27 protein-coding genes, 2 tRNA genes and 1 pseudogene are annotated in these 25,358 nt (G+C 68.9%); 14 read left to right on the top strand and 16 right to left on the bottom strand.

Going from position 1 to position 25,358, the window contains the following annotated elements:
* Positions 1-50 precede the first annotated feature (50 nt).
* A complete protein-coding gene (locus tag NF557_RS12690) occupies positions 51-809 on the top strand; it encodes a TetR/AcrR family transcriptional regulator (RefSeq protein ID WP_252619895.1) in 759 nt (252 codons plus the stop codon).
* Here NF557_RS12690 and NF557_RS12685 read toward each other — a convergent pair.
* The 9 genes from NF557_RS12685 to NF557_RS12645 form a co-directional block, all read right to left on the bottom strand.
* Complete coding sequence (locus NF557_RS12685) at positions 806-1,981, bottom strand: DUF2786 domain-containing protein (RefSeq protein WP_252619893.1); 1,176 nt, start codon at positions 1,979-1,981, stop codon at positions 806-808. The genes NF557_RS12690 and NF557_RS12685 overlap by 4 nt on opposite strands.
* A gap of 85 nt (positions 1,982-2,066) precedes the next feature.
* A complete protein-coding gene (locus NF557_RS12680) occupies positions 2,067-2,570 on the bottom strand; it encodes a GNAT family N-acetyltransferase (RefSeq protein WP_252619891.1) in 504 nt (167 codons plus the stop codon).
* A complete protein-coding gene (locus NF557_RS12675) occupies positions 2,571-2,855 on the bottom strand; it encodes a type II toxin-antitoxin system TacA family antitoxin (protein ID WP_252619889.1) in 285 nt (94 codons plus the stop codon).
* Between the two features lie 160 nt (positions 2,856-3,015).
* Positions 3,016-3,585: a GNAT family N-acetyltransferase gene (locus tag NF557_RS12670; RefSeq protein ID WP_252619887.1), complete on the bottom strand. Its 570-nt coding sequence runs from the start codon at positions 3,583-3,585 to the stop codon at positions 3,016-3,018.
* A 47-nt stretch (positions 3,586-3,632) separates the two neighbouring features.
* Positions 3,633-4,028 (bottom strand): globin, encoded by a 396-nt coding sequence (locus tag NF557_RS12665; protein WP_252619885.1) that lies wholly within the window; start codon positions 4,026-4,028, stop codon positions 3,633-3,635.
* Between the two features lie 92 nt (positions 4,029-4,120).
* The gene (locus tag NF557_RS12660) at positions 4,121-4,477 is read right to left on the bottom strand and encodes a YciI family protein (protein ID WP_252619883.1); all 357 of its coding nucleotides are present in this window, start codon (positions 4,475-4,477) and stop codon (positions 4,121-4,123) included.
* A 72-nt stretch (positions 4,478-4,549) separates the two neighbouring features.
* Positions 4,550-5,791, bottom strand: coding sequence for an MFS transporter (locus NF557_RS12655; RefSeq protein ID WP_252619881.1), 1,242 nt, complete (start codon positions 5,789-5,791; stop codon positions 4,550-4,552).
* Positions 5,788-6,399 (bottom strand): ArsR/SmtB family transcription factor, encoded by a 612-nt coding sequence (locus NF557_RS12650; protein WP_252619879.1) that lies wholly within the window; start codon positions 6,397-6,399, stop codon positions 5,788-5,790. Before NF557_RS12650 ends, NF557_RS12655 begins: the two co-directional genes overlap by 4 nt.
* Before the next feature lie 36 nt (positions 6,400-6,435).
* Positions 6,436-7,311 carry a mechanosensitive ion channel family protein gene (locus NF557_RS12645; RefSeq protein WP_252619877.1) on the bottom strand — a complete coding sequence of 292 codons (876 nt, stop codon included), beginning with the start codon at positions 7,309-7,311 and terminating at the stop codon, positions 6,436-6,438.
* An 89-nt stretch (positions 7,312-7,400) separates the two neighbouring features.
* Here NF557_RS12645 and malQ point away from each other — a divergent pair, with 89 nt between their 5' ends.
* The gene (gene malQ, locus NF557_RS12640) at positions 7,401-9,542 is read left to right on the top strand and encodes a 4-alpha-glucanotransferase (protein ID WP_252619875.1); all 2,142 of its coding nucleotides are present in this window, start codon (positions 7,401-7,403) and stop codon (positions 9,540-9,542) included.
* A gap of 73 nt (positions 9,543-9,615) precedes the next feature.
* Here the strand turns inward: malQ and pepN are convergent, their stop codons facing one another.
* Entirely contained in the window at positions 9,616-12,201 is a 2,586-nt protein-coding gene (gene pepN / locus NF557_RS12635; protein ID WP_252619873.1) for an aminopeptidase N, read from the bottom strand.
* Between the two features lie 69 nt (positions 12,202-12,270).
* On the opposite strand from pepN, the gene NF557_RS12630 reads away from it, so the two are divergent.
* Positions 12,271-12,912: a mycothiol-dependent nitroreductase Rv2466c family protein gene (locus NF557_RS12630; protein ID WP_252619871.1), complete on the top strand. Its 642-nt coding sequence runs from the start codon at positions 12,271-12,273 to the stop codon at positions 12,910-12,912.
* 11 nt (positions 12,913-12,923) lie between these two features.
* Complete coding sequence (locus NF557_RS12625) at positions 12,924-13,397, top strand: ribose-5-phosphate isomerase (RefSeq protein WP_252619869.1); 474 nt, start codon at positions 12,924-12,926, stop codon at positions 13,395-13,397.
* 91 nt (positions 13,398-13,488) lie between these two features.
* Here NF557_RS12625 and NF557_RS12620 read toward each other — a convergent pair whose 3' ends face one another.
* On the bottom strand, positions 13,489-13,743 hold the full coding sequence (locus NF557_RS12620; RefSeq protein ID WP_252619867.1) for an antitoxin: 255 nt from the start codon (positions 13,741-13,743) through the stop codon (positions 13,489-13,491).
* Positions 13,744-13,985: 242 nt separating this feature from the next.
* Between NF557_RS12620 and NF557_RS12615 the strand changes: the two genes are divergently transcribed.
* Positions 13,986-15,668, top strand: a complete 1,683-nt coding sequence (locus NF557_RS12615) for an MFS transporter (RefSeq protein WP_252619865.1) — start codon at positions 13,986-13,988, stop codon at positions 15,666-15,668.
* Between the two features lie 3 nt (positions 15,669-15,671).
* On the opposite strand, the gene NF557_RS12610 is transcribed toward NF557_RS12615, so the two are convergent.
* Together NF557_RS12610 and NF557_RS12605 are read right to left on the bottom strand one after the other, a co-directional pair.
* Positions 15,672-16,307 (bottom strand): SIMPL domain-containing protein, encoded by a 636-nt coding sequence (locus tag NF557_RS12610; protein ID WP_252619863.1) that lies wholly within the window; start codon positions 16,305-16,307, stop codon positions 15,672-15,674.
* Positions 16,304-17,266: a DMT family transporter gene (locus NF557_RS12605; RefSeq protein ID WP_252619861.1), complete on the bottom strand. Its 963-nt coding sequence runs from the start codon at positions 17,264-17,266 to the stop codon at positions 16,304-16,306. Before NF557_RS12605 ends, NF557_RS12610 begins: the two co-directional genes overlap by 4 nt.
* A 67-nt stretch (positions 17,267-17,333) precedes the next feature.
* Between NF557_RS12605 and NF557_RS12600 the strand changes: the two genes are divergently transcribed.
* Positions 17,334-18,152 (top strand): maleylpyruvate isomerase N-terminal domain-containing protein, encoded by an 819-nt coding sequence (locus tag NF557_RS12600; RefSeq protein WP_252619859.1) that lies wholly within the window; start codon positions 17,334-17,336, stop codon positions 18,150-18,152.
* Between the two features lie 9 nt (positions 18,153-18,161).
* On the opposite strand, the gene NF557_RS12595 is transcribed toward NF557_RS12600, so the two are convergent.
* A tRNA-Gly gene (locus tag NF557_RS12595) sits at positions 18,162-18,235 on the bottom strand.
* A gap of 90 nt (positions 18,236-18,325) precedes the next feature.
* Here NF557_RS12595 and NF557_RS12590 point away from each other — a divergent pair.
* The 5 genes and pseudogenes from NF557_RS12590 to NF557_RS17885 all read left to right on the top strand — a co-directional run.
* Positions 18,326-18,399: transfer RNA gene (locus NF557_RS12590), tRNA-Pro, on the top strand.
* Between the two features lie 167 nt (positions 18,400-18,566).
* On the top strand, positions 18,567-20,024 hold the full coding sequence (tig, locus tag NF557_RS12585) for a trigger factor (RefSeq protein ID WP_252619857.1): 1,458 nt from the start codon (positions 18,567-18,569) through the stop codon (positions 20,022-20,024).
* 187 nt (positions 20,025-20,211) lie between these two features.
* The gene (locus NF557_RS12580; protein ID WP_252619855.1) at positions 20,212-20,820 is read left to right on the top strand and encodes an ATP-dependent Clp protease proteolytic subunit; all 609 of its coding nucleotides are present in this window, start codon (positions 20,212-20,214) and stop codon (positions 20,818-20,820) included.
* 32 nt (positions 20,821-20,852) lie between these two features.
* Positions 20,853-21,509: an ATP-dependent Clp protease proteolytic subunit gene (locus tag NF557_RS12575; RefSeq protein WP_252619853.1), complete on the top strand. Its 657-nt coding sequence runs from the start codon at positions 20,853-20,855 to the stop codon at positions 21,507-21,509.
* 342 nt (positions 21,510-21,851) lie between these two features.
* A pseudogene (locus NF557_RS17885) lies at positions 21,852-21,935 on the top strand (hypothetical protein); the annotation flags it as partial.
* Here NF557_RS17885 and NF557_RS12570 read toward each other — a convergent pair.
* A complete protein-coding gene (locus NF557_RS12570; RefSeq protein WP_252619851.1) occupies positions 21,930-22,166 on the bottom strand; it encodes a hypothetical protein in 237 nt (78 codons plus the stop codon). The pseudogene NF557_RS17885 and the gene NF557_RS12570 sit on opposite strands and share 6 nt — an antisense overlap.
* Before the next feature lie 152 nt (positions 22,167-22,318).
* On the opposite strand from NF557_RS12570, the gene NF557_RS12565 reads away from it, so the two are divergent.
* Positions 22,319-22,843, top strand: a complete 525-nt coding sequence (locus tag NF557_RS12565) for a DUF559 domain-containing protein (RefSeq protein ID WP_252619849.1) — start codon at positions 22,319-22,321, stop codon at positions 22,841-22,843.
* A gap of 200 nt (positions 22,844-23,043) precedes the next feature.
* Here the strand turns inward: NF557_RS12565 and NF557_RS12560 are convergent, their stop codons facing one another.
* Complete coding sequence (locus tag NF557_RS12560) at positions 23,044-23,616, bottom strand: TetR/AcrR family transcriptional regulator (protein ID WP_252619847.1); 573 nt, start codon at positions 23,614-23,616, stop codon at positions 23,044-23,046.
* A gap of 81 nt (positions 23,617-23,697) precedes the next feature.
* Between NF557_RS12560 and NF557_RS12555 the strand changes: the two genes are divergently transcribed.
* Both NF557_RS12555 and NF557_RS12550 read left to right on the top strand, forming a co-directional pair.
* Entirely contained in the window at positions 23,698-24,099 is a 402-nt protein-coding gene (locus tag NF557_RS12555; protein WP_252619845.1) for a hypothetical protein, read from the top strand.
* Positions 24,100-24,412: 313 nt separating this feature from the next.
* Entirely contained in the window at positions 24,413-25,354 is a 942-nt protein-coding gene (locus NF557_RS12550) for a transporter substrate-binding domain-containing protein (RefSeq protein ID WP_252619843.1), read from the top strand.
* Positions 25,355-25,358 lie beyond the last annotated feature (4 nt).

Raw genomic sequence — 25,358 nt, 5'->3', positions numbered from 1 at the left:
ATGACATACACAGCGTGTGACGTACACAGTTAATTGACTAGACTGATCTCATGGCTGGTGAGATGACGGATAGTGGTGTGCCGCGAGTGGTGGCCATTGCGTGGGGGGCGCACGCGGCGCCGCAGCGCGGTCCCAGCCGCGGGCTCAGCCACGAGAAGATCGTGAAACAGGCCATCGAGATCGCCGATGAGCACGGGCTGGGTGCGGTGACCATGCAGCGCGTGGCCGAGTCCCTGGGCTTCACCACGATGTCCCTGTATCGGTATGTCGCGAACAAGGAGGAACTGCTCCTGCTCATGAGCGGTGCGGACTGGCTCCTGCCACCGCGGAGGAAGAGCGGGGACGACTGGAGGGAGAACCTGCGCACCTGGGTCGCAGAGCTCCAGAGCATGTATCGACAGCATCCCTGGCTGCTCGAGGTCCAGCGAGGGCCGGTGTCGGTTCTCCTCCCGGGAACGATGGAGGTCGTTGACCGTGGGATGGAGGCGGTGCGCGCGCTGGAACTGAGCGAGCAGGAGATCATCAGCCTCGTCCTGGTCATCAGTTCCTACGTCGCCAGCTTCTCCAACCTGGAGCGTGACCTCGCCGACCAGGAGGACCTGGAGTTCGGGCCGGACGCGATGGCTGAGCTCGGTGAGGTGATCACGGCAGAGCGCCTGCCCTATGCGGCGCCCTTCTTCCTGGCCGGCAACTACGCCGGTGGACCGGTGCTCGAGGATGAGTCGGGCGTGGACACGGAGTATGAGTTCGGCTTGGAGCTGCTGATCGAGGGACTCGCGGCCCGGCAGGCAGCCGGCCCCCGCGACTAGTTGCCGGTCCTGCCGAGTCGGCCTGGCGCCCCCAGGTCGGCACGGTCGGCGGCGGACGTCCCAGAGGACCACCCCTCCTCGTCGAAGGTGGCCCTGCTCCGGGTGTGTCGCAGACGTGGGAATCGTTGTGCGACGGCGTCTTCCACCTCTTGGTCACGCTGGGCGAGCACTCGCACCAGCGCCGTGCGGTCCGAGCGACCCTCCCCGCCCGGGCCGCTCGGTCCCGGGTCGTCGCCCCACTGGCTCTCACTCTCGACCTGTGCCTCGCGGGCCGCAGCGTCCAGGCGCTCGCCGATCCGCACGGCATAGGCGGTCAGGAAGCTGTTGCGGAACGAGCGGGTGCGGCTGCGCCCGGACCAGTCCTCCCGCGACCCCTGTGCCGTCATGGCAGCCGTTGCCTGGACCATCAGGGAGGTGAACAGCAGCTCCACGGCCCTCAGGTCGGTGGGGAACCCGACGACAGTGCTGAAGCCCAACCCCTTCTGCCACACAGCCGTGCAGCGGTTGGCTCGCGCGATCGTGGAGATGAGCTGGAAGCGCGCCGACTCGTAGGGGCGGTCCACGCCGAGGCGGATCGCCGTGGCACCGTCGCCCCTCCCGGAGCTCTGGTCGAGCATGGCCCGGTCGATGCTGTGGCGGGACATGAGCTTTTGTGCCGCCGCGGTGAACGTCTCGGCCTCCGCGGGAAAGGTGGTGGCCTCTGCCTTCGCCAGCATCATCCTGACCTTCGTGAGCAGGCGTTGGTCGACGTCTGGTCCTGGAGCCGAGTGAGGCCGGGCGCTCCCCGGTCGGGCGCTGAGCCGCTCGATCTGCGGCAGCAACAGCATGGTCCGCTCCAGCCGGATGCCGGCCTTGCTGACCGCGGCCCAGCCGCCCTTGGCGCGGTCGGCCCGGGCTGCCACGGGATCGTCCGCAGGGCCCCACCACACCGACGCACCGATCTCCTCCACCTGGGTGTGCCACCGGTCCTCGACCGTGACGGCTGAGTAGCGCGCCAGGTTTGCCGCCACCAGGTCACCCAGAAGGCTCGTCGCGACGGGATCACCGTCACGCACCAGGAGTCGGTGCAGGTCGAGCGGCTCCCATCCCCTGTCCCACACCTGCTCAAGCAACTGGTCGAAACGGGTCCCCGGGTCTCCGGTGCGGTGCCCACCGGCTGTCGCTGCCGACATACAAGTCTCCTCCCTGACGATGCGGACTCCACGGTGCCACGAAGGACCGACACCCGGATCCGGCTCTGTGGATAACCCTGCGGACTCAGCCGGGCAGGGACCTGCGCACGTCGGCGAGCAACACGTAGAGGTGCAGTGGATCGGTCGGCGACGTCGCGAACCCGAGGCCGCCGTAGAAGCTGGCAGCGCGCTCGTGAAGCGCGTGGACGAGCAGCGCCCGCACGCCGATGCGGTCAGCCGCGGCCAGAGTCGACACGATGGCATCGCGGACGAGCAGGCGTCCGAGCCCGCTGCCCTGAGCCATCCTGTCGACTGCGAGACGACCGAGCAGCACTGCGGGGACCGGATCGGGAGCGTTGCGACGGGCCCTTCCGGGAAGGGCGCTGCGCGACACCGCCACGGCCGACAGGGTGTAGTAACCAAGCACCCTGTTGCTGGCCACCTCGGTGCAGACATAGCACCGGGCCAGATCCGCGAGGTGGTTGCTCAGGGCTCGGTCCCTCAGGTAGCCGTCGAGCGACGGCTCACCAGACTCGAACGCCGTGCAGTCGTCTCTGGCCCGGATCGGGCGAGGCTGCAGCGGTGTCACTCAGTCCTTGTCCCACGGAGCCTGCTCGTCGAGCAGGGCGGCCAACGATGGAACGCGCTGCCCAGGGCGGTCTAGGAGTGCAGAGAACTCTGCCCATGCTTCGTCGCTGAGACGGAACATCCGCCGGTCAGCCAGGCTGTCCTGGGCGCGCGCGACGGCTGCCGTGGTGACGAACTCGGTCAGTGATTGACCGGTCGTGGCGGCAGCCTCCCGGATCAGCGCGTCCTGCTCTGGGGTGAGTCGCATCGCCAGGCGGGCCGCCTTGCGACCAGGTGTCTCGGACATAGTCCGCACTGTACGCCTCCTGTGTGCACATTCGGGCAGTAGTCGTCCACGGGGACCACGTTGCGCCCTCTCGCTGCTCTGCTGGCGGTGACCCTGGCACGAATTCTCCACGGCCGGATCCGGCCCTGTGGATAACCATGCCGCAGCGGCCGGAGTCAGGTCAGAGCACGCGTTCGAAGAGGTGGAACTGGGTCAGGTCGGTGCCGTCATAGTGCAGCGTGTGAATGCCCAGGTCGTCGAACCCCTGGCTGGCATAGAGGCGCCGGGCCGGCAGGTTCTCGACATAGGTGTCCAGACGGACCGCCCGGCACCCCTTCTGCCGCGCCACCTCTAGCGAGGCGTGGACGAGGAACCGGGCCACCCCTTGGCGGAGGAAGCCCGGATGGACGCCCAGGGCATGGACCACCAGCACCCGTTCGGAAGCGGCCTCGATCGCCCACGACGCGTCCTGGTAGGCCGCAGGCGCGTGGTGGTCGAGGACCATCGCCCCCGCGATCTGCTCGTCGTCGGCATCGACCGGGGCGAGGGCGAGGTAGAGGTCACCGGCCTCGACCCACTGCTCGACCTCGGCAGGGCTCGGGTGGTTCTCCGAGTGCCAGTGGGGGTAGTCAACCGTCGCACCCAGATGCTCGATGATCTGCTGGTAGGCGGCCTGCGCCGCCGCGGTGTCCTCGCGTCCGGCCCGCCTGAACCTCAGGTCGGTGCGGTCACGGTCGGTGTGCTGCTCCACCGGCCGCACTCTAGTGAAATCCGACCGGCCCCTCGGCATGCGAGACCTCAGTCGTCCTCGGCGTTGATCATGAAGTTCGCCGCATGCGACATGTAGCCGCGCATCAACTCGTCGTCCATCGGGGCCAGGTCGAGGGTGTCGATCGCGGCAAACATGTGCTTGAGCCAGCGGTCGCGCTGGGTCGGGGTCACCCTGTAGTCCACGTGTCGCATCCGCAGCCGCGGGTGGCCGCGTGTCTCGGAGTAGGTCTTGGGGCCGCCCCAGTACTGCTCGAGGAAGAGCCGCAGGCGGTCCTCGGCCGGGCCGAGGTCCTCCTCGGGATAGAGCTCGCGCAGCGGTTCGTCCTGGGCGACACCGAGATAGAACTCGTGCACGAGCTTGACGAAGGTCTCGTGCCCCCCGACGCGGTCATAGTAGGTCTGCTCAAGTTCTGGCTGGCTCACCCCACCAGTCTCTCAGCCGGGTGGAGGGGGAGCGGCATCCGCTCCTGAGATGAAGGCGATACGTCTTTCTGTTCCTGCGGCGTCTGGCCGCCTCAGGACGACTCGACCGGGCGGATCTCCACGACGGGATGGGCGCGGGTGAGCACCTGCGCAGCCTCGGTAAGCGCGTCGTAGTCCTCACACGTGACGAGATAGAAGCCCGAGATCTGCTCAACGGACTCAGCGAACGGTCCGTCGGTGACCTGCACGGTCTGCTGCGCTCCGCGCGTGAGGGTGCGCGCCTGGCTGCTGTGGGTGAGCCCGGCGCCGCTGGTCACCGCGCCGCCGCACGCCCGAAGGAGCGCCGCGAACTCGGCGTCGGTGTCGTAGGTGGCCTGGTGATCTGCCTCGGTGCCGGCCTGCCAGTCGGCCTCGTTGTCGACGGGAAACATGACGACGTAATCGGTCATGGCAGGTCCTTTCAGTGAGCGGTCTGACACCGTGATGACGAACGGGTCGGGCCTGTTTCGACATGAAGCATGCTAGGGAGTTGCGTCCGCCCCGGGCGCCGTCTGCGAGACGGTCGAGCCGCGCGGCATGAGCAACAGAGAGGCCAGCGCTGCGACAGCCGTGACGATGATCAGCAGCCGGTAGTCGATGGTCCCGATGATCGCCGCGGCCAGGAACGTCAGCACCGTCTGCGGCAGGTTGATCGCGATGGCCGTGGCCGCCCCGGTGCGACCCTGCAGGCGGGCCGGGGTCAGGCGCTGGCGCAGCGTGATGAAGGAGATGACCGACCAGGTGACGCCGAAGCCGATGGCGGCCAGCCCCGCGCCGACAGCCACCAGGCTCGTCGTGACTCCGGGGATGAGCCCGATGGCCAGGATGAGCACGCCCGCGCCAAAGGTCCAGACCTCGCCGCGACGGTTGATCACCGCAGCGGCGGTCAGCCCGGCGATGACGGCTCCGATGCCCTGCACGGCGACCAGCGGTCCGAGCGCCTCGGTGGGCAGCCCGAGCCCCTGCTCGATGATCGGGAAGACCGCCACGTTGACCAACCCGGTCGCCCCGAAGGTGATCGCGATCACGAGGGTCAGCCGCGACAGGACGGGGTTGGCGGCCAGGTGGCGGAAGCCGGCGGTCAGCTCGGTCCAGTAGCTGCCGCGCTCCTCGGCTGTCTCCGGGGGTGACTCCAGGACCTTGACCGTGGCCAGCAGCCCGGCTGCGACCAGGAAGGCAACGGCAGTGAGTATGACGACCGCGTGCGGCCCCCACACGGCATACAGTGCCGTGCCCACCAGTGGGGAGACCAGCCGCAGCGACTGGTCGACGCTGGAGAGCAGGCCGTTGCCGGAGGCGAGGTGCTCGTCGGGCAGCAGGTCGCGGACCAGGCCGGTCTGTGCCGCGGCGGTCAGGTAGGCGACGGTGGCATAGACCAGCACGACGGCATAGATCCACGACAGCCCCGCGGCGGAGTCGACCAGCAGGATCGTGCAGACCACGACGGCCACCGCGAGGTTGGCGAGCACGAGCAACCACTTGCGCGACACCCGGTCGGCGACCTGGCCGAGGAAGGGCGCGAGCAGGGCGGGCACGCCGAGCATCGCGAAGACGACGCCGGCAGCGCTGTCAGAGCCGGTCAGGTCCTTCACCCACACAGCGAGCATCAGGTAGAGCGCGCTGTCGGCGATGTTGGTGAAGACCCAGGCGGAGGTCAGGCGGCGGAAACCGGGACTCTGCAGGGCGAGCGGGCCGCGGGTGCGGCGGTGCGTCCTGGTGGTCACTGCTGGTCCCCTGTGGCGTGGGCCGGAGCCTGGGAGGCGGGGTCGGGGTTGACGGTGCCGAAGAGGCGGACCTGGCGGGTCCCGTCCGGCCGCAGCGACGGGTCCTCCGAGCGACCCGCGAAGCGCTCGGTCAGGGCCCGCAGCTCCTCCGAGAGCTGCGCGGCCTCGTCTGCGGTCGCCCAGAAGGACGACGAGGTGACAGTCGCCGCCTTGACCCAGGCCGAGGACTCACGGTCGAGCTGGCCGAGATAGCGGTGCACGCGCTCGGTCTCGCGCAGCATGTGCAGCGCGGCGACCTCGGCGACCGCGGTGGTCGACCCAGGCAGGTCCTGCCGGGGCCGCAGGTCGTAGCCGCCCTTGACGATGCGCCAGGGCTTCTCGCGCCCGCGCGACTGCGCCCGCTCGATATAGCCGTAGCGCGCGAGCTGGCGCAGGTGGAAGGAGCAGCTGGCAACGGACTCGCCGGTGTGCTCGGCGCACTCGGTCGCCGTGGCGTCCTCGACGTCGCCCAGGAGGTCCAGGAGCTCGAGGCGCACGGGGTGGGCGAGCGCGCGGATCCGCTCGGGGTCACTGATCGGTGGGGTGGACGGCACGGCACCATAATCCATCCTAAAGAACCCTTGCGCAAGAGTTCTTTAGGATGGTTAGTGCTCGGTGGCCGTGTAGGGCACCGGTGGCATCCTGATCTTCTCGGCGTCGAACGCCGCCTTGGCCCGCTCACGGATGCGCCGCGGCACGCCCCACTGCTCACCGGGGAGACACTTGGCGAAGACGCGGATCGTCATGGCGCCCGAGGCGACCGACTCGATGCCGGCCACCGACGGCTCCTCGACGAACTTCGGCGCCCAGGCCGGGTCGGCATAGACCTCTGCGACCACGCGCTCGACGACCGGGATCACCCGTGCCGGGTCCTCGGTGGCCGCAACCTGCAGGTCGATCGTGGCCATCGCCCAGCCCTGGCTCTGGTTGCCGATCCGCACGATCTCGCCGTTGCGCACGAACCACACGACACCGCTGGCATCACGCAGGCGGGTGACGCGCAGGGTGACCTCCTCGACCGTGCCGACAGCCTCGCCGGTGTCGATCCGGTCGCCCACGCCATACTGATCCTCGACGATCATGAAGATGCCGGACAGGAAGTCCTTCACCAGCGACTGCGCACCAAAACCGAGGGCGACCCCACCGACCCCGGCGCTGGCCAGCAGCGGGCCCAGGGGCAGCCCGATCAAGGACATGACGGTGAGGATGGCGATCGTCGCGATCACGAAGGTCGCGACACTGCGCAGCAGCGACCCCATGGTGAGGGCGCGCTGACGGCGTCGTTCGGCGTCCACGCCGAGCAGGCGCTCAGCACTGCTGGTCCTGTTCTGCTCGGCGCGCTCGACCGCGTTGTCGACGACGCCCTTGATGGCGCGGTGCGCCAACCACCGGGCGATCACCGCCATGACGATGGTGACCAGCACCAGCACGGGCGCCCCGAGGAGCCAGGCGCCGAATTCGGACCAGGTGCTAAACGGCATACTCGCATTGTGGCCCAGTGCCGCACGGTGACTGGCAGACTGGCCGGGCAACACCGCAACCTTTTCGTCCCGACCGAGAGGCCCCACCCGTGACATCCGCCCTTCCCCAACCCCTGATCGAGCTCGCGACCGGGCACGGGGTGGCCACGGAGTTCTGGGACTGGCAGGGCAACCACCGCACAGTGGCGGAGACGACGATCCGCACGGTCCTGGGCGCCCTGGGTGTGCCTGCCGCCGATGAGGAGCAGGTCGCCGAGAGCCTGGTCGCGCGCCATGACGCCGCGTGGCGTCGGGTGCTCCCGCCGGTGACCGTGGTCCGCGCCGGGCGGCGCCACAAGCTGGCGGTGCACGTGCCGGCGGGCCGTGAGTTCACCGCGCGGGTGCACATCGAGGACGACGGCGAGCTGGAGCTGGCCCACGACAAGGGCGCGGTCAACAGGGACGTGGACGGCGTCAAGATCAGCGAGGCGACCGTGCTGCTGCCAGAGTCGCTGCCGCTGGGCTGGCACCGCGTCGAGGTCGTGCTGGGCGGGCAGGGCAACGGGGGCGAGAGCCACTCCATGCCGCTCGTCGTCGCCCCGGCCAAGCTGGAGCTGCCGGACTTCCTGACCAGGGACGGCAGTCAGGCGTGGGGCGTGATGACCCAGCTCTATGCCATGCGCTCGAGCCAGTCGTGGGGGACCGGGGACCTGGCGGACCTGGCCGACCTCGGGGCCTGGGCCGCGGGTCACGGTGCCGACTTCGTGCTGGTGAACCCGCTGCACGCTGCCGAGCCGACACCGCCGATGGAGCCCTCGCCCTATCTGCCGACGACGCGGCGCTTCGTCAACCCGATCTACATCCGGGTCGAGGACCTGCCCGAGGTGGCCTACATGTCGGCCGCCGAGCGCCAGCTGGTGGAGTGGCACGCCGACGACGCCCAGCGCTATCTGGATCTGGACTTTCTGGAGCGTGACGCGGTCTGGGCGGCCAAGGAGTCGGCGCTGCGGATGGTCTTCCGTCAGGGCCGGTCGCTGCGGCGCGAGCGGGCCTTCCACGCGTTCGTCGAGCGGGAGGGCCAGGGGCTGGTCGACTATGCGACGTGGGCCACTCTCTTTGGCATCCACGGGCCGGACTGGCGGCAGTGGCCGGCCGAGCTGCAGGACGCCGCCGGCCCGGCCGTGGACGCGCTCCGCGAGAAGCACGCCCAGGAGGTCGAGTTCCACTGCTGGCTGCAGTGGATCCTGGCCGAGCAGCTGGCCGCAGTGCAGCGTGAGGTGCTCGAGACCGGGATGCGGCTCGGGGTGATGCATGACCTGGCCGTCGGCGTGCACCCGCACGGCGCCGACACCTGGGCGCTCGGTGACGCGCTGGCGCGCGACGTGACCGTCGGGGCGCCGGCGGACCAGTACAACCAGCTGGGCCAGAACTGGTCCCAGCCCCCCTGGCGGCCGGACAAGCTCGCCGAGCTCGGCTACGCGCCATACAGGGACATGATCCGGGCCGTCCTGCGGGACGCTGGTGGGCTGCGGGTCGACCACGTGATCGGGTTGTTCCGGCTGTGGTGGATCCCGGAGGGGACCGAGCCGTGGGAGGGCACCTATGTGCGCTATGACCACGAGGCGATGGTCGGCATCCTCATGCTCGAGGCGCACCGGGCGGGCGCCGTCGTCGTGGGCGAGGACCTGGGGACGGTCGAGCCGTGGGTGCGCGACTACCTGACCGAGTGCGGCATCCTCGGGACCTCGATCCTGTGGTTCGAGAAGGACTATGACGGCGATGGTGGGCTGCTGCCGCCGGAGAGCTATCGCCAGCTGTGCCTGGCGACGGTCACCACGCACGACCTGCCGCCGACCGCGGGCTATCTGCGGGGCGTGCACATCGACCTGCGCCACGCCCTCGGCCTGCTCGACCGGTCGCTGGAGGAGGAGCAGGCCTCTGACGAGGCGGCGCGTGAGCAGGTGCTCCAGGCGCTGCGCGGGCGCGGGCTGGTGCGTGCGGGGGCGAGCATCCCCGAGCAGGTCGAGGCGCTGCACCGGTTCCTGAGCTTCACCCATGCCAAGCTCATCGGGGTCTCGGTCAGTGACCTGGCGCAGGACACGCGGGTCATCAACCAGCCGGGCACTGATGAGGAGTATCCGAACTGGCGGGTGCCGCTCGCCGGTCCCGAGGGCCGCCCCGTGCTGCTGGAGGAGCTCTTCACGTGGCGCTCGGCGCGGCGTCTGGCGCGGACGGTGTCGCGACAGTCCTGAGGTGCGCGGCGGGCGAGCGCAAAACCTCCCCAAAAATGCGTGTGGGGCCGACAAAACCTCCCTATTTTTTGGGTCAGCCGGCGTCGCGCTCCTGGGCCTTGAGTGCGCGGGCGACAGTGTCGCGGTTCTCGGCGACCGTGCGGCGCAGGCCTGAAGGGGCCTCCGGGTTCGCGTCGAGCCAGGCGACGGTCGCGTCCAGCAGATGCTGGTCGGCGAGGACGTGCGGATAGAAGCGGACCACGATCGACTCCGCGATGTGGTGCGTGCGCGACTCCCACACCGAGCTCAATGCCGAGTGATAGCGCTCCACGTAGGGCTCCAGCAGCGCCGTGTCGTGCACCCTGCCGAAGCCGAGCGCAGTCTGAGCCAGGACCGCGTTGGGCAGACCGTCGTGCTCGACCGCATCACGCCAGGCAGTCTCCTTGGCCTCGGCGGTCGGTCGCGCGGCCAGGGCCCGCGCGGCCTTCTCACGGCCGGTCGCGGTGTCGTCGCGCTCGAGCTCGGCATCGATCTCCGTCTCGTCGGCGGCGCCGGCCGTGGCCAGCGCGGTGAGCAGCGTCCAGCGGATGTCCTGGTCCACGGTCAGGCCGTCGAGGGCCTGCTCACCGGACAGCAGGCCACGCAGCAGCTCCAACGACTGCGGTGACCGGGCAAACGACGCCCACGCGGTGAGCAGCTGCAGCTGGGCGTCGCTGCCACCCGCGGCTTCGCGCGTGGCGTCCAGCAACGCGCTCTCCAGCCCCGCCGTCACCGCAGCACGCTTGGCCGGTGCCACATAGGTCAGCACCGCCGTCGACGACTGCTCGATCAGCGACCGCAGCAGGTTGGACTCGGTCTCGAAGGGCAGCAGCTGCTGGGCCAGGCTCACATAGTCGCTGGCGGCCATCTCGCCGTCGCGGGTCATGTCCCACGCCGCGGCCAGGACCTGCGAGCGGGGCAGGGAGTCCACCAGCGCCCGTGGCTGCGCCAGCGCCGCCGCGAGGGAGGCCTCGTCGAGGCGGATCTTGGTATAGGCCAGGTCGTCGTCGTTGACCAGCAGCAGGTCCGGCACGGGCCGGCCCACGAGATCTGGCACCGGCGTGGACGCGCCGTCGATGTCGAGCTCGACCCGGTGCGTGCGCACGAACTCACCGTCGACCAGGTCATAGCAGCCGACCGCCAGCCGGTGCGGGCGCAGCGTCGGCCACTCATCCGGAGCGGTCTGGGTGATCGAGGCGGCCGTGATGGTCCCGTCCTGCGAGGTCACCTGGGGCACCAGGGTGTTGACGCCAGCGGTCTCCAGCCACAGCTGGCTCCACGTGTGCAGGTCACGCCCGGAGGTGGCCTCGAGCTCGGTGAGCAGGTCGGCCAGGGTCGTGTTGCCCCACGCATGCTTGGCGAAGTAGGACCGCAGCCCGTCCCGGAAAGGTTCGCGGCCGACATACGCCACCAGCTGCTTGAGCACCGAGGCACCCTTGGCATAGGTGATGCCGTCGAAGTTGACCTCGACGGCCTCCAGGTCGACCATGTCGGCGGCGATCGGGTGGGTCGAGGACAGCTGGTCCTGGCGATAGGCCCAGGCCTTCTCGGCGGTCGCGAAGGTGGTCCACGCCTGGCTCCACTGGGTGGCCTCGGCCTGGCACGTCGTCGAGGCCCACTCCGCGAAGGACTCGTTGAGCCACAGGTCGTCCCACCACTTCATCGTCACCAGGTCGCCGAACCACATGTGCGCCAGCTCGTGCAGGATCGTCAGTGCGCGCCGCTCGATGATCGCCTCGGTGACCTTGCCGCGGAAGATGTAGGCCTCCACGATCGTCACGCAGCCGGCGTTCTCCATCGCGCCGGCGTTGTATTCGGGCGTGAAGATCTGGTCGTACTTGGCGAACGGGTAGGGCTGGTCGAACTCCTCCTCGAAGAAGGTGAAGCCGGCCTTCGTGGCCTCCAGCACGTTGTCCGCGTCGAGGTACTGCTCCATCGAGCGGCGGCAGAAGACGCCCAGCGGGACGGTGCCGGCGCGGGTGGCCACCTCGTCGCGCACCACGGCATACGGTCCGGCGACGAGGGCGGTGATGTATGACGAGATCGGCGGGGTCGGCTCGAAGGTCCAGGTCGCGATGTCGCCGGGTGTGGCGTCGCTCGAGTCGGTCTGTCCCGCACCGGGCTTGGACCCTGCGGTGACGGGCTGGGGCGTCGGCTGGTTGGAGATGAGCTGCCAGTGCGCCGGGGCGGTCACGGTGAACTGGAAGGTGGCCTTGAGGTCGGGCTGCTCGAAGACCGCGAAGACGCGGCGGGAGTCCGGCACCTCGAACTGGGTGTAGAGGTAGACCTCGCCGTCGGCCGGGTCGACGAAGCGGTGCATCCCCTCACCGGTGTTCATGTAGGCGCCGGTCGCCTCGACCGTGAGCGTGTTGCGGGCGGCCAGGCGGGGGAGGCGGATCCGCGAGTCGGCATAGTGCTCGACCGGGTCCAGCGACTCGCCGTTGAGCACGATCGAGCTCACGGATGGCGCGCAGAGGTCGATGAACGACTCGGCGCCCTCGGTCGCCCTGAACTGCACCGTCGTGACTGTCCCGAACGTGTCGGGACCGGTCGTGAGGTCCAGCGACACGGCATACGAGTCGGTGGAGACGATCGCGGACCGCGCAGCGGCCTCGTCACGGGTGAGGTTCTTCCCGGGCATGCGGGTGCTCCTGTGCTGATGTGTAGGGTCGGCGCGCTCGACGCCGCGATGTGGTGCAACGATGGTGCCATGAGCAACGACGTGAGCGAGACACGGACTTCGGCCGAGATGTGGTTTGACCCGGTCTGTCCCTGGGCCTGGATGACCTCCCGGTGGCTGATGGAGGTCGAGCAGGTCCGGCCCATCGACATCACCTGGTCGGTGATGAGCCTGTCCGTCCTCAACGAGGGACGGCATCTCGACGAGGGCTACCGCGAGATGCTGGACCGCAGCTGGGGTCCGGTCCGCGTCATCGTGGCGGCTACCAAAGACCTGCCTGAGGACGAGGCGAGCGCGCTGCGCAAGAAGCTGTATGACGCGTTCGGGCAGCGCATCCACCTCGAGCACCGCGGCACCGAGCAGCTCGACACGATCATCGCCGAGGTGCTCGAGGAGGTCGGTCTCGATGCCTCGCTGAAGGACGTCGCGGGCAGCACCGAGGTCGACGACCGGCTGCGCGCCAGCCACCAGCGTGCGATCGACCTGGTCGGCGACGACGTCGGGACCCCGGTCGTCTCCGTCAACGGCGTCTCGTTCTTCGGACCCGTCGTCACCCCCGCGCCCAAGGGCGAGGCTGCAGGCAACCTCTGGGACGGCTGCGTGCTGGTCGCCGGCACACCGGGCTTTTATGAGATGAAGCGGACCCGGGACGCCAGCCCGGACTTCAGTTGAGGAGCGGTCAGGTGCGGATCCACATCGGCGGCGACCACGCGGCATACGACCTCCAGCGCGAGCTGGTGCGCTGGCTCGGCGAGGAGGGCCACGAGGTCATCGACCACGGGCCGGATGGCTATGACGAGCTGGACGACTATCCGACCTTCGTGCTGCGTGCGGCCGAGGGCGTGGCCAACGACGACGGGTCCCTCGGGATCGTGCTCGGCGGGTCCGGCAACGGCGAGCAGATCGCGGCCAACAAAGTGACCGGCATCCGGGCGGCGCTGGCCTACAACGTCGAGCTGGCCGAGCTCGCGCGCCAGCACAACGACGCCCGGGTGATCTCGATCGGGGCGCGGATGAACTCCGTCGAGGAGGCCAAGGAGATGGTGCGCACCTTCCTCGAGACCGAGTTCAGTGGCGCCGAGCGGCACCAGCGGCGGATCGACATGATGTCCGCCTACGAGGTGGACGGCGTGCTGCCGGAGCTGTCTGGCCGTTGAGGCGCGAGCACGCTCGCTCGTGCCGGCCTCAGGATGCACTCAAGCCCCGGGATGATCCCAGGGCTTGAGCGATGCGTGTTGCGTATGTCGGTCAGCTCGGCGGGTTCTGCGGCGCCGCGGCGTTGCCGAAGTCGTCGTCCTTGCCGTCGAGGCCGTCCAGCGCGTCAGCGGCCTTGTCCTTCCCCGTCTCGATGTGCTCGGAGTGTTTGCCCCCAGTCTTGTCATCGACGAACTCGCCGGTCCGGTCCAGCCCACCGTCGATCTTGTCGGCGTGCTGGTCGACGGCGTCAGCGGCCTTGTCCTTGTGCTGCCCGGCGGCGCCGGTGATCTTGTCCATGAGGCCCATGCGTTGTCTCCCTTGGGTAGAGAGTCGACCAGTTGGCCGACCTGACGGGGAAAACGTAGGCACAAAGAGGCCCGTGGGTCAATGGGCGAGGCAGATGTCAGCGTGCGGGTGGGGCCGTCGCGACACCACCGTCAGGCGGTCCTTCAGGCCATCTTGACGCTACCCCTCCCGCTGCGCGCCAGGAAGGGCCACACTGTCACCAACCCCGACAGTCGGCCGGGGCGCGAGGCAAGGAGCTGCCCGTGACGACGACCACCGAGAGTTCCAGCCGGCGCGGCCTGGCGCTGCTGAAGGAAAACGCCGTCACGGTCTGGCGCAACCGTGACGTGCGGCGCTTGCAGCTCGCTTTTGTCGGCTCGGAGATCGGCAGCTGGGCCTATGCCATGGCGATCATGGTCTGGGCCTATGACGTCGGTGGTGCTGCCCTGGTCGGGACCTGGGCCGGGGTGCGCTCGCTGCTGGGTGCCGTCGGCGCACCGATCGGGGGAGCGATCGCGGACCGGTGGTCCCGACGGGCCTACATGCTCGCCGTCGACGCGATCTGCGCGGTGCTCGTCGTGTTCACCGCCGCGGCCATCGTCCTCGATCTCGGGATGTGGGCGGTCCTGATCCCGGCGACCGTGTCCTCGATCGTGGGGGTGACCTTCCGGCCCGCCCAGGCCGGGCTGCTGCCGCGGCTGGTCGAGAACCCCAGGCAGCTGACATCGGCCAACGCGACGGCCGAGATCATCGACAGCACGGCCCAGTGGGTCGGGCCGGCCATCGCCGGCATCCTGCTGGGCCTCGTCGGCATCGTGCCGGTCGTCCTGCTCCAGGCCGTGGGCTTCCTCTGGTCGCTGCTGCTGGTCTCTCGGGTGGCGTCGGACCGCAAGGCCACCCCGGAGGAGTCCGAGGCGGGGGATCAGCATGAGGACACCGATGACGAGGAGTCGTTCCTGAAGGAGTCCGTGGGTGGGTTCCGCGCCATCCTGGCTGATCGCGACCTGACCGCCCTGACCGGGCTGCTGGCTGTGAACGGAGTCCTCGCCGGCGTCCTGATGGTCCTGCTGGTGCTCGTGGCCGCCGAGATGGTGGGCGATCCGAACGCCGTCGGCATGCTGTCCGCAGTGCTCGGCATCGCGACCTTCGTGGGCGGGTTCGTCATCCTGATGGTCGCCGGGAGGGTGCGGCTGGGCCGTCTCATGGTCATCGGCGTGCTCGGCTGGTGCATCCCGCTCATCGTTCTCGGCCTCGTCCCCGGACTGCTCATCGTCGTCCTGGCCCTGGTCGTCATCGGCCTCTGCGACCCGCTGATCAACGTCGGCTTCGGCACGATCCCGCCGCGGCTGGTGCCAGACCGGTTGCTGTCAAGAGTCTTTGCCGCGATCGAGTCGATGTTCATCGGTGCTGCGGCGCTCGGCGCGTTCATCACGCCAGTGCTCGTCTCCTGGCTCGGGCTGGAGCAGGCAGTCATCGTCCTCGGCCTGGTCGGCGTGGTGGTCACCTTGGTCTGCTCGGTGCGGGTGCCCCACCTCGACAAGCGGCTGGGCGAGCCGCGCGGGCTCGAGCTCCTCTCCCGCTCGCCACTGTTTGCACCACTGTCGCCCGGTGTGCGAGAGCAGCTCGCGCACAAGCTCGAGCCCACCGCCGCCGAGGCCGGCGACGTCATCCTCACCAAGGGCGGCGTCTCCGACCTCCTCTATCTCATCGAGTCCGGGGAGGTGGAGGTCAGCGACGACGGCCTCGTGCTGGCCACGCTGCAGGCCGACGATGTCATTGGTGAGATCGGGCTGATCCGCGACGTCCCTCGCACGGCAACGGTCACCGCCCTGACCGACACCTCGCTGCTCATGCTGGGCCGGGACGACTTCCTGGACGTGGTGGCCGGTGATGACGCCGTCAGCAGTGTGGCTGCCGATCTCGTCGCGATGCGCCTCTGTCGCTGACGCTCAGGCCAGCTCCCACCGGACCGTGACCGAGGCGGTGACGGTGTGCTCGCCGGGTGCGACCGGCATACCCCCGGAGGTGGCGTCGGCCGCGGCCATCCGCAACATGCGTGGCTCGGGCCCGGCCTGCGCAGGGGCGTCGCGGACCGCGAGCACGGTCCCCAGGGGGCGCGCGGCCAACCGGGCGAACTGGGTCGCGCGGTGCTGGGCGTCGTTGAACGCGGCCTCCCGGGCCCGGTCCAGGAGCGGAGCGGGGTCGGACACGGTCAGCGAGACCGAGTCGATGCCCAGCGCGTCACCGGCCGCGGCGGACAGTGCCGTGATCGACTCGCCGGCCACGTCGGTCCCCACAAAGGTGAGCCGCAGCTGCTGCGCGGCGCTGTAACCGATCACCTGCTGCCCCTGGGAGTCGTGCTGCGGATAGACGCTCATCCCCTGCGTGCGCGGCGCGGCGGCCGACCGGTCGGACTCCCCGGCGACCGCGAGCACCGCCGACATCGCCCGCTGCAGCGCCCCCAGCGCGGCGGCCACGGTGGGGCGCTCGACGCGGATGCTCAGGTCGAGCACGACACGGTCCGGGCTGCCGGAGGCCTGGCCGGTGCCGGTCACCTCGATGGTGTTCTTCTGCAGGGTGCTCACCCTCTCAGCCTATGACCGAGGGCGCGCGGATGGGTGGCGATGCCCACTCCGACGACCGCAACCAGCAGACCGACGACCTGGTGGGGGCGCAGGGTCTCATCCAGCACGAACCACGCCATCACCGCAGTGACCGGCGGCGAGAGAAAGAACAGGCTGGCTGCCGCCCCGGAGCCCCCGCGCACGACCAGGTGGGCCAGCAGGACCAGCCCGACGATCGAGTTGACGACGGCGAGATAGGGCACGGAGATCGCGGTGGTCAGGACGTCGGTGACCGGCCAGGGACCCTCGACCAGCAGTCCGATGAGCAGGAGCGGGGGAGCCGAGACGGCGAACTGCACACAGGCGGACCACAGCAGGTCCGGGTGACCGCCGATCCACCGCTGACCAAGGGTGCCCAGGCTCAGCGTCAGCATGCTGAGGGCTCCCAGCGTCACGGCAGCCAGACCGCCGACGGGGCCCAGGTCCAGGCCCAGGACGAGCAGCACGCCGGCGACTCCCAGCACGAACCCACCCACCTGCACCCAGCTCAGTCGCTCGTGCAGCAGGGCCGCGGCCAGCAGAGCGGTGAGCACCGGGCTCAGGGCGTGAAACAGCGAGGAGACGGTGGCGCTCAGGCCGAGGGCGAACGCGACATACATCAGCCCGAACTGCACGGCGTTCATCACCAGACCCACGCCCGCGACCCGGGCGAGCGAGGCGCGCGTCATCCGGGTGCGGCGACGCAGGGTGAGCGCCAGCGCGGTGCCGATGAGGGCAGCCAGGGCGAAGCGCCAGCCCAGCACCGTGAAGGGAGCCGCAGCGCGGACCGCGGCCGGGCCGGCGATATAGCCCGAGGACCACACGAGCACGAAGGCCACTGCAGGCCAGAAAGGAAGGTGTTGTCCTGGCCCGGCGACATGTCCGACCGGTTCGCTGACCCTCCCAGCGCCGGCGGCGCTGGCTCCAGGCACAGTGGTCATTCGGGAACGCTAACCGGTGCCATACCGGTCTGAGACAGGTGTCAGTGGTCGGTGCCAGACTCGGACGATGGAGCACCGGTCCGTGGAGGAACAGATAACTGGGCTGCGCGCCGCCGTCGCCGTGTGTGCCGACCATGTCGCGGCTGCCGGTCTCGACGCTGCGGTCCCGACCTGCCCGCGCTGGACCACGCGCACGCTGCTGGCACACCAGGGGATGGTGCACCGCTGGGCAGCGGCCAACCTCAGGGGCGAGGAGTCGCACCCACCCGACTGGAATGCTGAGGGCCGGCGGGTGGCCGACCCGGTCGCGTGGTTGCAGGAGGGCGCCGAGGAACTCATCGCCACGATCCGGTCGGTCCCGGACGACGTGGCGGCCATGACCTTCCTCAAGGATGCCCCTGCGGCCCGGCTCTTCTGGGCCAGGCGGCAGTGCCACGAGACGACGATCCACGCGGTGGACGCGCTCGCAGCGAGACTCGGTCGGTTCCCGACGCCCGAGGACACGACGATCACCGATGCCGTCGCGCTGGACGGCATCGACGAGGTGCTCACCGGGTTCATCCCACGCGGGACCTCACGCTTCGAGGGCGTCGACCCGGTGCGGGTAGCCATCCAGCCCACAGGGTCGCACCGGGCGTGGACCGTTCTGATCCAGGGCGGCGCCGCGACCACCTCACGCAAGGAGCTCGCCACAGCAGAGACCGCCGCGACCGTGGGGGCGTCTGTCCCAGCCCGGACTCAGGGCCCGGTCGCCGAGGCACGCTTGGAGGGTTCGCCCGTGGCGCTCTACCTGACGTTGTGGAACCGCACGACCGACGACGTGGTCACCGATCCAGCCGGGTTCCTGCCGATGTGGCGCGACCGAGTGAGGGTGAGGTGGAGCTGAGTCCTTGCGTGGAGCGGGTGACGAGAATCGAACTCGCGTAGCCAGTTTGGAAGACTGGGGCTCTACCATTGAGCTACACCCGCGTGCCGGCCGTGTGTGGAACGAGGCCAGCGAGGGACTACTGTACTGCCCACCCGTGCAGAGGTCGACACGACCTCAGGTGTGGGTGAGCGCGGGGTATGGCGCAGCTTGGTAGCGCGTCCGCTTTGGGAGCGGAAGGCCGCCGGTTCGAATCCGGCTACCCCGACCCATTACCATGGGTCAGTCTGTGGGTGTCCGGCTGCCGTTGTGCCGGTGTCGATCGTGTGCGTATGCCGGGTGACCGGTGTGCCGGTGCGGTCCGGTCCCGCACCCGCCCGATCCCGAACCACCGATCCCCCCGAACCACCAACGAAGATTCTGGAGTGCCGCAGAGTGAAGAGTGCTGTCGAGACCCTGAGCCCGACCCGGGTGAAGCTGAGCGTGGAGGTCACCTCCGCAGAGCTGCAGCCCCGGATGGATGCGGCCTACAAGACGATCGCCCAGCAGGTCAACATCCCGGGCTTCCGTCGCGGCAAGGTGCCGAACCGCATCATTGACCAGCGCTTCGGACGCGGCGCCGTCGTGCAGGAGGCCGTCAACGACGCCATGGGTGAGTACTACGCCCAGGCGCTGGCCGAGCACAACGTCAAGCCGCTGGGCCAGCCCGAGGTCAACATGACCGAGCTGCCCATGGAGGACGGCAAGGAGCTGAAGTTCGAGGCCGAGGTGGACGTCGTCCCCGAGTTCGACCTGCCGGACTTCAGCACCATCACCGTCGAGGTCGACCCGGTCGCGGTCGACGAGGCCGACGTGCAGACCCGCCTGGACAACCTGCGCGCCCGCTTCGGCACGCTGGTCGGGGTGGAGCGCGCCGCGCAGGATGGTGACTTCAGCTCCGTCGACATCAGCGCCACGATCGACGGCGAGGAGATCGACACCGCCGAGGGCATCTCCTATGAGATCGGCTCCGGCACGATGCTGCCGGGCATGGACGAGGCCCTGATCGGCCACACCGCTGGTGAGACCGTCACCTTCACCGCCCCGCTCGCCGGTGGCGACAAGGCCGGGCAGGACGCCGAGGTCACCCTCGTGCTGCAGTCGGTCAAGGAGCGTCAGCTGCCCGAGGTCGACGACGACTTCGCCCAGCTCGCCTCTGAGTTCGACACCATGGACGAGCTCATGGAGGACCTGCGCACGCAGTCCGAGCAGGGCGCGAAGTTCGAGCAGGGCGTCCAGGCCCGCGACAAGGTGCTGGACCAGATGCTCGAGCAGGTCGAGATCCCTGTGCCCGACTCGATCGTCGAGGCCGAGGTGCACAGCCACCTGGAGAACGAGGGTCGCCTGGAGGACGACGTGCACCGCGCCGAGGTCACCGAGAGCACGACCAAGGCCGTGCGCACCCAGCTGCTGCTGGACGCCCTCGTCGAGCGCGACGAGATCGAGGTCGGTCAGAACGAGCTGGTCGAATACCTCATCATGTCCGCGCAGCAGATGGGCATGAACCCCAACGAGTTCGCCCAGCAGCTGGACAACCAGAACCGGGTCCCCGGCATGGTGGCCGAGGTCGGTCGCCGGAAGGCGCTCGCCGCAGTGCTCGAGAGCGTCACTGTCAAGGACACCGAGGGCAACGTCATCGACCTCAACGAGATCGAGACGGGCCAGGGCGACGAGGACGAGGACGACTCCTCCTCTGCGGACAGCGTGGACTCAATCGACAGCGTGGACTCCGTTGACTCGGTCGACAGTGTGGATTCGGTTGACAGTGTGGACTCCGTCGACAGCGTGGACTCGGTCGACAGCGTTGACGTGGAGGCCGACGAGGCCGCTGACGAGGCCCCCACCAAGGCCTGAGCTACCCCAGCGACACCCAGCGCGCGGGCTGCCGGATCTTCCGGTGGCCCGCGCGTTCGCGTCCGCCAGGTTCTGCGCTCAGGGCGAACACGGGCGACCAGGGGGAGTGCCACGTCGGATCCGGGCGTTAGGGTCACTGACGAAGGTAGCGGCCAGGGCCGCGACCCCCAGCGATGAGATGGAGCAGATGGTGAGCAACAGCGAGATCGTCGCGGCCAGCGAACGACCGGTGGCCGGACTGGACGACCAGATCTACAACCGCCTCCTCAAGGAACGGATCATCTTCCTCGGCTCGGATGTGCGCGACGACAACGCCAACGCGATCTGCGCCCAGCTGCTGCTGCTGGCGGCAGAGGATGCCGAGAAGGACATCTGGCTCTACATCAACTCCCCGGGCGGCTCGGTCAGCGCCGGCATGGCGATCTACGACACCATGCAGTGGGTGCCCAACGACGTGGCCACCGTGGCGATGGGCCTGGCGGCCTCGATGGGACAGTTCCTGCTCTCGGCGGGTGCTCCCGGCAAGCGTTATGCCACCCCGCACGCCAAGGTGATGATGCACCAGCCCTCCGGCGGCATCGGCGGCACGGCCAGCGACATCAAGATCCAGGCGGAGCAGATGCTGCACACCAAGCGCGAGATGGCTGCGCTGATCGCCGAGCACACCGGGCAGACCGTGGAGCAGATCGAGGCGGACTCCGACCGCGACCGGTGGTTCACCGCCCAGGCCGCCAAGGAGTACGGCTTCGTGGACCACGTCTACGAGCGCTCCGACGACGCCGGCGCCAAGGCCTGAGCCGGACCGACCAGAGACGAGAGAGAGCAATCATGACTCAGATGCCGTATGCCGGAGGGTCGGCCCTGGCAGGACCGTCCAGCCGCTACATCCTGCCGCAGTTCGAGGAGCGCACCTCCTACGGCACCAAGCGCCAGGACCCCTACACCAAGCTGTTCGAGGACCGCATCATCTTCCTGGGCATCCAGGTGGACGACGCCTCGGCGGGCGACATCATCGCCCAGCTGATCGTGCTGGAGAGCCAGGACCCTGACCGGGACATCCTGATGTACATCAACTCTCCGGGCGGCTCGTTCACGGCGCTGACCGCGATCTACGACACCATGCAATACATCAAGCCCGATGTGCAGACCTTCGTGATCGGCCAGGCAGCCTCCGCGGCGGCCGTGCTGCTCGCGGCGGGTGCCCCGGGCAAGCGGTTCGCGCTGCCCAACGCCCGCGTCCTCATCCACCAGCCGGCACTGGCCGGTGGTGACTACGGCCAGGCCTCGGACATCGAGATCCAGGCCAACGAGGTGCTGCGCATGCGCACCTGGCTCGAGGAGACCTGGGCCAAGCACTCGGGCAAGACCAACGAGCAGGTCCGCAAGGACATCGAGCGCGACAAGATCCTGACCGCGGCTGAGGCCAAGGAGTACGGCCTGATCGATGAGGTGCTGGACTCCCGCAAGGCATCTACCGCACTCTGATCTCAGGTGCCGGGCACGTGTGCCCGGTCTGAGTAGCAACATGCGCTGAGCGGGTCGGTCCCACTGGGGTCGGCCCGCTTTGTCGCGTGCGCGTCGGCCTGCCCGCTGCCTGCGGCCCACCGCCTGCCGCCGTCCGGCCCGCGACCGTCCGGCCCGCGACCGTCCGGCCCACCGTTTTCCCCAACCTGGGAGATCATGTGCGCGGTGACCGAGAACGATCCCGGTCGGTGCGCACATAGTCGCGCAGGTTGCCGGGCGAGCCGGGACGTGGCATTGACTCGGTGCTGCCAGGCCTGTGGATAGTTCCGGACGTCGACCCCCGACGCGCGGCACAGTGTGGTCATGAACCCCACCGTGCGCACGATCCTGGGAGCCCAGGGTGGCGTCGCCTCCACAGCTCAGATCCTCGCGGCCGGGGTCTCACGGTTCCAGCTGCGCCGCCTCGCGCAGGATGGCCACCTCGTGCGGCTGCGGCGCGGGGTCATCGTCGACCCAGCCGTGTGGCGGGCGGCCGCACCGTGGGAAAAGCACGTCATCCGGGCACGCGGCCTGATGCTTGGCCCGGCCGGTGCTCCGGACAGCCCAGTGGCCCTCAGCCACCACAGTGCCCTGGCGCTGCTGCGCATCCCGGTGCACGGAGTGGACGATCGCGTCCACGTCGTCCGCACCGACGAAGCCGTGGCCAGTCCGACGGCTTCGTCCAGTGTCATGCCCCGGTCGCTCCTGAGCTGGTCCGACGAGCGGGGGCCGCCCCGCCTGGCACGGAGGATCGTGGCAGCGCCTCCCAGCAGCTGGACGTCGGGCCGCCGATGCGTGCCGTGCGTCCGGCGCTCGCGCTGCTGCAGGTCGCGGCCACCTTCGGGGTGGAGTCGGGCCTGGTCAGCGCCGACTGTGCACTCCGATGCGGAGTGGTCACCCGCGAGGAGCTTGAGGGGATGGTGGGGTCCCGACGGCTGGGCAACGGCGCTGCGAACGCACGCACGGTGGTCGAGCACGCCGACCCTGGCTCCGAGTCACCGGGGGAGACCAGGTGTCGGTGGCTGCTGCATGTCCTCGGGCTGCCCAGGCCGGTGCTCCAGGCCGTGGTCCGTGACCACGCAGGGCAGTTCATCGGAAGGGTGGACTTCTTGTTCGAGGCCGAGAGAACGATCGTGGAGTTCGACGGGCTCGTGAAATACACCGACCGCCAAGTGCTCGTGGCCGAGAAGGCCAGAGAGGATGCGCTGCGGTCCCTCGGCTACTCCGTGGTGCGGATCACCTGGAAGGACCTGGCCCACCCGCAGCGGGTGCTGGCCAAGGTGCTCGGTGGGTTTCGCGCCGCAGCGGCCGCATGAGCTGCCCCGCGCACCCTGGGCGATCAGGGTGACCGTCCTGAACATGGCCGGTGCGGCACGGTCGTGACCGGTCTAACCTGCGAGCGGATGTGCGCGTGGAGGAGGATCGAGCCCGGTCGCCGCGCACATGTTCTCGCAGGTTGTCGCCGACGCGCACATGTTCCCGCAGGTTGTGGTCAGGGACTCTGGGAGTGCGCCCATCAGGGGACCGCGAGGTGGCGCAGGACCGAGCGGATCATCTCGACACGCTCCGCACGCGTGTCTCCCGTCGGCAGGTTGCCGGCCAGGGCCAGGGTCACGAAGCCGTGCGTGAGGCTCCAGGCGGCCAGTGCGAGCGGGTTGGTCCGCGGGTCGCCGGGCTGTTCCCGGCCGGCGAAGTCCGCTGCGCCGAGCATCAGCGCACCGGCCAGGTCGTCCAGTGCCTCGCGGAGTGTCGGGTCGTCGTGGTCAGCCAGATCGGGGCGGAACATCACCTGGAAGTGCGCCGGGTGCTCCAGTGCCCACTCGATATAGGCGACCCCGACCTCGAGGAAACCTTCCGATCCGGCGACCTCGACCGCACGCAGGGTGCTCGACATGCCGGCATAACCCTGGGCCGCCAAGGCCGTGAGCAGTCCCTGCCGGTCGCCGAAGTGGTGGCGGAAGGCGGTGTGGCTAACCTCCGTCGCCCGAGCCAGGCCGCGGATGCTGAGCCGGTCGACACCGTCTCGGTCGATCGCCTCGGCCGCGGCGTCGAGCATGGCCCGACGGAGGTCTCCGTGGTGATAACGCATAGCAACGAATTTACCACTGGTAATTTGTCGTGGATCTGGGTAGTCTTTCCACTGGAAAGATTCCGACGCGAGGAGAGTGCCATGTTGAGTTCAACCGCCACCCAGACCGGCGGCACTGTCCTACTGACGGTGGTCGCGATCGCCTACGGCGGCACCTTCCTGTTGCGGGTGGTCACCGCGAAGGTGCCGGCCAATGACCTGCAGAAATCATTCTTTCGAGCCGGGCACGCGCACGCCGGCGTGCTGGTGATCCTCGGCCTGGTCGCCACGCTCTATGTCGACCTGGCCGAGGTCGAGGGGATCTGGCGCAGCCTGACCAACCTGATCCTGGTGGCCGCGATCCTGATGCCAGCGGGCTTCTTCCTGTCCGTGACAGGTCGCGACCCGCAGCGTCCCAACGGACTTTTCGCGCTCGTCTGGCTGGGGGCGCTGAGCCTCACTCTCGGCGTCATCGCTGCCGGCATCGGCCTGCTCACGGTGTGATCCCGGTGGCCCCTCTCGGCGAGGTGGTCGTGGACTAGTGCCCGGATCAGGTTGCAGACCGATAACGATTGACCAATTGTTGACAATCGACAAAGCGCGGTGTGCGACGACATCTGCGCAGGTCAGACGGGTTAGGCCGGGCGCTTTTCACGCCCTCAGGTGCGCGAGCGAGGCGTTCGACCGGTTGTGGTCGGCTGGGCACTTCCCTACGTTGGAGGGCGATTCCCAAAGTCCCAGAAGAGGGGACGTCGTTTCGTGTGCACCCGTGGCGCCCGAGCGACATACACCTCGTCCAATCGAAAGGACCGAAGATATGACCAGTTCCAGGACCCGCAAGGGGACCCTCGCGGCAGCGCTGACCATTGGCGCCCTCACGCTCGCAGCCTGTGGTGGCGACGACGGCGGAGACGGCAACACCCTGGAGAACGCCCAAGAGTCGGGCACCATCAAGATCGCCTATGCCGGTGAGATTCCCTACAGCTACGAGAACGATGAGGGTGAGTTGACGGGCGCGGTCATGGCGATCGACGAGGCGATTTTCAAGGAGCTCGGCATCGACAACGTTGAGGGCCAGCTCGTCGAGTGGGACGCTCAGATCCCCGGTCTCAACAAGGGCGAGTACGACGCCGTCTCCTCCGGCATGTCGATCCTGCCGGACCGATGCGCGAAGGCTGCGTTTGCCGAGCCGACGATCATGTACACCAGCACCTTGATGGTGCCGGAGGGCAACCCCATGGGTCTGACGGACTTCAGCAGCTTCGAGGGCAGCGACGCCACGCTGGCAGTGCAGTCGGGTGCTATCGAGCAGGGCTTCGCCGGCGAGATCGGCATTGATGGCACGATGACCGTCAACTCTGCGCAGGACGGCATGGATGCTGTCGCCAATGGCCGTGCCGACGCGTTCGCGCTGACGAACATCACCTTGTCGATCATGGCCGAGGAAAACCCTGACGCAGGCATCGAGACCACGGGTGGCTTCGTGGCCGAGGTCGATGGCCTGGCTCAGATTAGCGGCGGCTCGACCGTCTTCCGTCCGGAGGACACCGAGCTGCTGGAGGCCTACAACGAGGAGTTGGCCAAGATCGTCGGCGACGAGGATCGCTTCGTCGAGCTCGTCGGCGAATTTGGCTTCACCGACGCTGAGCGTCCTCCGGAGGGTCTGACCGCCCAGATGCTGTGTGACGGTGACCTGGAGGCTGCCAACAAGGCCGCAGAGGGTGGCGGCGACGACTCCGCTGACTCCACCGACGGCTGACCCT

This window comes from Ornithinimicrobium cryptoxanthini, assembly GCF_023923205.1.
Classification (GTDB): domain Bacteria; phylum Actinomycetota; class Actinomycetes; order Actinomycetales; family Dermatophilaceae; genus Ornithinicoccus; species Ornithinicoccus cryptoxanthini.
This window is presented reverse-complemented; position numbering and strand designations above follow the sequence as displayed.

Bases quoted from the DNA above. Each gene is read 5' to 3' on its own strand.
- NF557_RS12690 (WP_252619895.1), top strand. From the start codon at position 51: ATGGCTGGTGAGATGACGGATAGTGGTGTGCCGCGAGTGGTGGCCATT.
- NF557_RS12685 (WP_252619893.1), bottom strand. From the start codon at position 1,981: ATGTCGGCAGCGACAGCCGGTGGGCACCGCACCGGAGACCCGGGGACC.
- NF557_RS12675 (WP_252619889.1), bottom strand. From the start codon at position 2,855: ATGTCCGAGACACCTGGTCGCAAGGCGGCCCGCCTGGCGATGCGACTC.
- NF557_RS12660 (WP_252619883.1), bottom strand. From the start codon at position 4,477: ATGACCGATTACGTCGTCATGTTTCCCGTCGACAACGAGGCCGACTGG.
- NF557_RS12650 (WP_252619879.1), bottom strand. From the start codon at position 6,399: ATGGATTATGGTGCCGTGCCGTCCACCCCACCGATCAGTGACCCCGAG.
- NF557_RS12645 (WP_252619877.1), bottom strand. From the start codon at position 7,311: ATGCCGTTTAGCACCTGGTCCGAATTCGGCGCCTGGCTCCTCGGGGCG.
- pepN (WP_252619873.1), bottom strand. From the start codon at position 12,201: ATGCCCGGGAAGAACCTCACCCGTGACGAGGCCGCTGCGCGGTCCGCG.
- NF557_RS12630 (WP_252619871.1), top strand. From the start codon at position 12,271: ATGAGCAACGACGTGAGCGAGACACGGACTTCGGCCGAGATGTGGTTT.
- NF557_RS12620 (WP_252619867.1), bottom strand. From the start codon at position 13,743: ATGGGCCTCATGGACAAGATCACCGGCGCCGCCGGGCAGCACAAGGAC.
- NF557_RS12605 (WP_252619861.1), bottom strand. From the start codon at position 17,266: ATGACCACTGTGCCTGGAGCCAGCGCCGCCGGCGCTGGGAGGGTCAGC.
- NF557_RS12600 (WP_252619859.1), top strand. From the start codon at position 17,334: ATGGAGCACCGGTCCGTGGAGGAACAGATAACTGGGCTGCGCGCCGCC.
- NF557_RS12580 (WP_252619855.1), top strand. From the start codon at position 20,212: ATGGTGAGCAACAGCGAGATCGTCGCGGCCAGCGAACGACCGGTGGCC.
- NF557_RS12575 (WP_252619853.1), top strand. From the start codon at position 20,853: ATGACTCAGATGCCGTATGCCGGAGGGTCGGCCCTGGCAGGACCGTCC.
- NF557_RS12565 (WP_252619849.1), top strand. From the start codon at position 22,319: ATGCGTGCCGTGCGTCCGGCGCTCGCGCTGCTGCAGGTCGCGGCCACC.
- NF557_RS12560 (WP_252619847.1), bottom strand. From the start codon at position 23,616: ATGCGTTATCACCACGGAGACCTCCGTCGGGCCATGCTCGACGCCGCG.
- NF557_RS12555 (WP_252619845.1), top strand. From the start codon at position 23,698: ATGTTGAGTTCAACCGCCACCCAGACCGGCGGCACTGTCCTACTGACG.
- NF557_RS12550 (WP_252619843.1), top strand. From the start codon at position 24,413: ATGACCAGTTCCAGGACCCGCAAGGGGACCCTCGCGGCAGCGCTGACC.